Annotated in this window: 4 protein-coding genes and 1 pseudogene; all 5 read left to right on the top strand. The window is 58.6% G+C overall.

The window, feature by feature from the left end:
* Positions 1–25 precede the first annotated feature (25 nt).
* Positions 26–655, top strand: a complete 630-nt coding sequence (locus NUW23_14885) for a GNAT family N-acetyltransferase (protein MCR4427446.1) — start codon at positions 26–28, stop codon at positions 653–655.
* 164 nt (positions 656–819) lie between these two features.
* Positions 820–1,179, top strand: a complete 360-nt coding sequence (locus tag NUW23_14890) for a DUF952 domain-containing protein (GenBank protein MCR4427447.1) — start codon at positions 820–822, stop codon at positions 1,177–1,179.
* A 91-nt stretch (positions 1,180–1,270) separates the two neighbouring features.
* Positions 1,271–1,483, top strand: a pseudogene (locus NUW23_14895) (YoaP domain-containing protein).
* Between the two features lie 1,121 nt (positions 1,484–2,604).
* A complete protein-coding gene (locus tag NUW23_14900; GenBank protein ID MCR4427448.1) occupies positions 2,605–3,312 on the top strand; it encodes a response regulator transcription factor in 708 nt (235 codons plus the stop codon).
* 7 nt (positions 3,313–3,319) lie between these two features.
* On the top strand, positions 3,320–4,341 hold a 1,022-nt coding region (locus tag NUW23_14905; protein ID MCR4427449.1), incomplete at its 3' end, for a HAMP domain-containing histidine kinase.

Below are 4,341 nucleotides of genomic sequence, written 5' to 3' on the forward strand. Positions count from 1 at the left end.
CCGATGTGAGTGAGGAGTGAGGGTAGTGAGTGCCTCAGGAAAAGGTCCAGCTTATTGCGTGCGGACTGAACGAACGGTGATCCGGTGTTGGAACCCAAGCGACGCCGTTCTTCTCAAGGAGGCCATCGATTCGAGCCTCGATCATCTGCGGCCGTGGATGCCATGGGCTGAGCAGGAGCCTACCGAGGTAGAGGCCAAGGTTGAGCTACTCCGAAGCTTCAGGGGAAGGTTCGACCTAGGCCAGGACTTCACATACGGGATCCTTGACCCTGACGAGAAAAGAGTGCTCGGGGGAACCGGTCTGCATACGAGAATCGGGCAAGGGGCTCTGGAGATAGGCTACTGGATACGTGCTGACTGCATTAACCGCGGATTGGCAACCGAGGTTGCAGCCGCGCTCACGCGCGTGGCGTTTGAGGTGAACCAGGTCAACCGGGTGGAGATCCACTGCGATCCATCGAACGTCCGAAGCGCTGCGGTGCCAAGGAAGTTAGGCTTTACCCACGAAGCCACTCTCCGGCAACGCGTGCCAGGATGCGGTGGCGAGCTTAGAGACGAGATGATCTGGACTCTGCTCAGAAGCGAGTACCCTGAGAGCCCAGCAGCACGGTGCAGCATCGAGGCGTACGATGCGATTGGTGCGAGAATCATATAGCGTTTCGGTACGTGATTCACAGTGTTGGATCGGTCTGGGGGCAGTCGTGGGGAAGGGATGCTGAGCTGTTGGCAGATTCTCAGCTTCTTATCGAAACGCACTTGCGCCGGCGGTTGTCCGCCAACAGGCAGGGACCGTGCGGGGGGGGGGGAGTTGGCGGGTTCATGGCAACGATATTCCATATCACGACTGAACGCGAGTGGGAGCAAGCCGTGCAGCGTGGCAGGTACGAGGCTCAATCCCTGGCGACCGTGGGCTTTATCCATTGCTCGGACGGGGACCAGGTGATTCGAGTTGCCAATAGCATCTTCCGGGGCACGCATGGGCTCGTGCTTCTTCACGTCTCTGTGGAGAAACTGTCCTCGCCCGTGGTCTATGAGAACCTTGAGGGTGGCGCGGAGCTGTTCCCGCACGTGTACGGGCCCATCGACCTGGGGGCTGTACGCGCTGTCAGCGTGTTCGAGCCTGCGGAGGACGGCACCTTCGACCACCACTACGCCGATACGCGGATCGAACCTCCCTAATAGGGGCTGAACACAAACACATATGCTGTGCCTTTTCGGAAAAGGAGTGTGCAGAGGGCTATGAACTCAAGAAGCAGTGGTTGAAAACGCAATTCGATTGAAGGTAATCAAGCTTGAGACGACGGAACAGGCTCAGTCTGCTCCTACGCCAGCAACGATATTCAGCCTGTTCTACAAGGGCAACTTCGTGACAACAGATATCAATGCCTGCATGGACAGTCGTTTTGACAAGTTGTCAGGCTTGGTGATGTCGAACCCGCCGTCCTCCACCCACCACAACGCCTCGAGAGGCATCACAGTGTAGTCTGTCGGAGCTTCCTTCTGGCGCTTTGAGGCAAACTTGAGGGTGTACGAGATACCATTAAGTGCTTCGATTGCTTGCCGAAAGGCACTCGACGTGCCTGGGGTCGAGCCGGGTTCGATCACGCCGTCTACCATAGCGAACCTGAACTCCGGCACATTCACGACTTCGACCTTTTTGGACGATGGCAGGTAGAGGTGTTTGAACTGTCTCCGCAGGTCAAGCTTTTCCACGCTTTGAGCCTCCTCCTTCTGCAGCAGGCCAGCTTTTCGCAAATGCCCCCTCTGCAGCAGACCTGCCCTTTCGCAAATGCTCCAACTGAAGGAGACCAGACTCTTCACGCATGTCATGGGCCTGGAGGCTGACGGATTCGCCTGGCAACAGCAAAGCGTCAGAGACCGTAACACCAGCTGTCTGCAGAGCCTTGCTGGCAGTCTTGACCAGACGTTCGCCAATTGTCTGCATTCCCCTGCAAGACACGTGGCTTGGGTGCAGAGCCTAAGCGGCTGGCGTTGCTTCGACGTTTGGTGAATGCAGGAAACCGTGTACTGGCAATCGAACAACATCAGGCATCACCATCAATAGTCGTGGTCAGGGGCCATCATCAGCGCGGTGGGCCTGATCCGGTTTGGTGGACACATATGGGCTTGGAGGTGTGATCCTCAAGGGGAGCTGTCCACGTACCACGGGGAAAGCCACCATATCCGCGACAGTTCAGGGCGGAGGCGGTTCGCCCGGTGCGCGAGAGCGGGAAGCCTATTGCCTCAGATCGCAAGAGGCCAGGGCATATCAGTGGAGTCGCTGCGTAACTGGACCAGGCAGGCTGAGATCGATGCAGGGGAGCGTGAAGGGCTAACGACTGCCGAGAGGGAGGAGCTCACCCGGCTTCGCCGATAGAAAAGGAGGTCGGCTGTCACAGAGAGAAATTAGAAGGAAGCCAAACAGTCCGTCGCATAGCCCTGGAGTGTCCACGAAACCGGATCAACTTCAGCGAGAGGCTTGCTGAACGCTGGGTAGTCTTCGAAGAACCCGCCAGCACGTTCGGCCTCCCGATTCCGGACGAGGACCGAGCCAGGTTTATCGCCCCCTATGAGAACAAGGTTCGGCTGGAGGCGATGAGGAACATGTCCGATCAACAGAGTTACCGCGTGATGCTGGTAGAGGACGATCCGAAGATCGCCAGGATCCTCACGGAGGAGCTGGAGCGGTACGGCATGACCGTTGCGGCAGTCGACGACTTCGCCCGGGTCAAGGAAGCCTTCTGCTCCTGCGAGCCGGACCTCGTGCTCCTTGACATCAACCTGCCGAGGTATGACGGTTACTACTGGTGCCGTCAGATCCGAGCTCTGTCCAAAGTGCCGATCATCTTCATATCCGCCCGGGACCAGGACGTTGACCAGGTGCGTGCCCTCGAGAGTGGCGGCGATGACTACATCAGCAAGCCGTTTAGCCTCGAGCTCGCGATCGCCAAGATCAGCAGCATGCTGCGTCGAACCTACGGGGAGTATGCTGTGCATAAGCATTTCGATGTCCTCAGGGTCGGAGACATCGTGATCAACAGAAATGATGGCACCGTCAGTCGGGGCGGGATCCAAGTAGAGCTCACAGGAAAGGAACTCGACCTGCTCTGGACGCTAGCTCAGCGCAACGGTGACATCGTGAGCCGCGAGGAATTGCTCGAGGTGCTGTGGGACGATGAGAGCTTTGTCGACGACAACACTCTGACGGTGAACGTTTCCAGGTTGCGACGGCGCCTCGAGGAGTTGGGCCTGGGAGGGGCCGTCGAAACGAGACGCGGCCAGGGATACCGTCTGTGCCTTCCGGGAGAGTGATTCTCGCATGAGTATGTGGTCTTTCCTGTTGGACCGGTCGCTGTACATCGCGCTATACGCCGGTTTCGGTGTGGCGATGGTGATCATCGTCCAGCTAGACCTGTTCTTTTCCGGGGCAAGCCTGAAGCCGGCCAACATAGCATATCTGTGGCTCCTGGGCATGGTGGGGCTCTTTGTGTTTCTCGTGGCCGACTACCGAAGGCAGGCAGTTTTCTTCAGGCGTCTTGAGGGTATCGACCGGGACGAGTCTCTGGACCGCCTGGGGCTTCTCGTGGAACCGAGCACACTCGAGCAGCGGATCTTCGCCAACGCTTGGGCGAAGCTGTATTCAAGGCTGCGTGCCGAACTCGTCGAGGAACACAACCGAGGCCGACAGAACGTGCACCTCGTCAGCCAGTGGGCGCACCACATGAAGGGCCCGGTTTCTGTAGTGGATCTGGAGCTGCAGAAGGCCAGGCAAATGGAGATGCAGCCCGAGTTGGCTGATGTGCTGCGCAGCGTGGCTGAAGAGAACCAGCGGCTGAACAGCTCCATTCAAATGCTGCTGAACATGGTGCGTCTGGAGGACTTCGCAGCGGATTTCACCCCTGAGAAGGTGGACCTGCTAGAACTGGTGCGGCAGCTCATAAACGAGAACCGTCGCATGTTCATCACCCACAGGGTGTTCCCAAGGATAGTGGGCGATGATGGCGGTGAGGCCAACTGGCCGCGAGTTGTGAGCGACAGCAAGTGGCTCCGCTTTGCGCTGCAGCAGGTGCTCAGCAACGCGATCAAGTATTCGTCGAGACCGGAAGGTGAACGCCACGATAGCTGCGGCGAAACCGGCGGCAGCGAAGCTGGCGACGGCGGCGAAGTTAGCGACGGCAGCGAAGCTAGCGGCAGCGACCGCCGCGGCGGCGAAGGAAAAAGCGGCGAGGTCACGTTCGCCTGCCGGAGAGGAGATGTAGAGGGCGAGATCGTGCTGGAGATCGAAGACAACGGCATCGGCATAGTGCCCGAAGACCTCGGCCGGGTGTTCAACCCCTTCTA

It is taken from the genome of Bacillota bacterium (genome assembly GCA_024655925.1).
Lineage (GTDB): Bacteria > Bacillota > DTU025 > DTU025 > JANLFS01 > JANLFS01.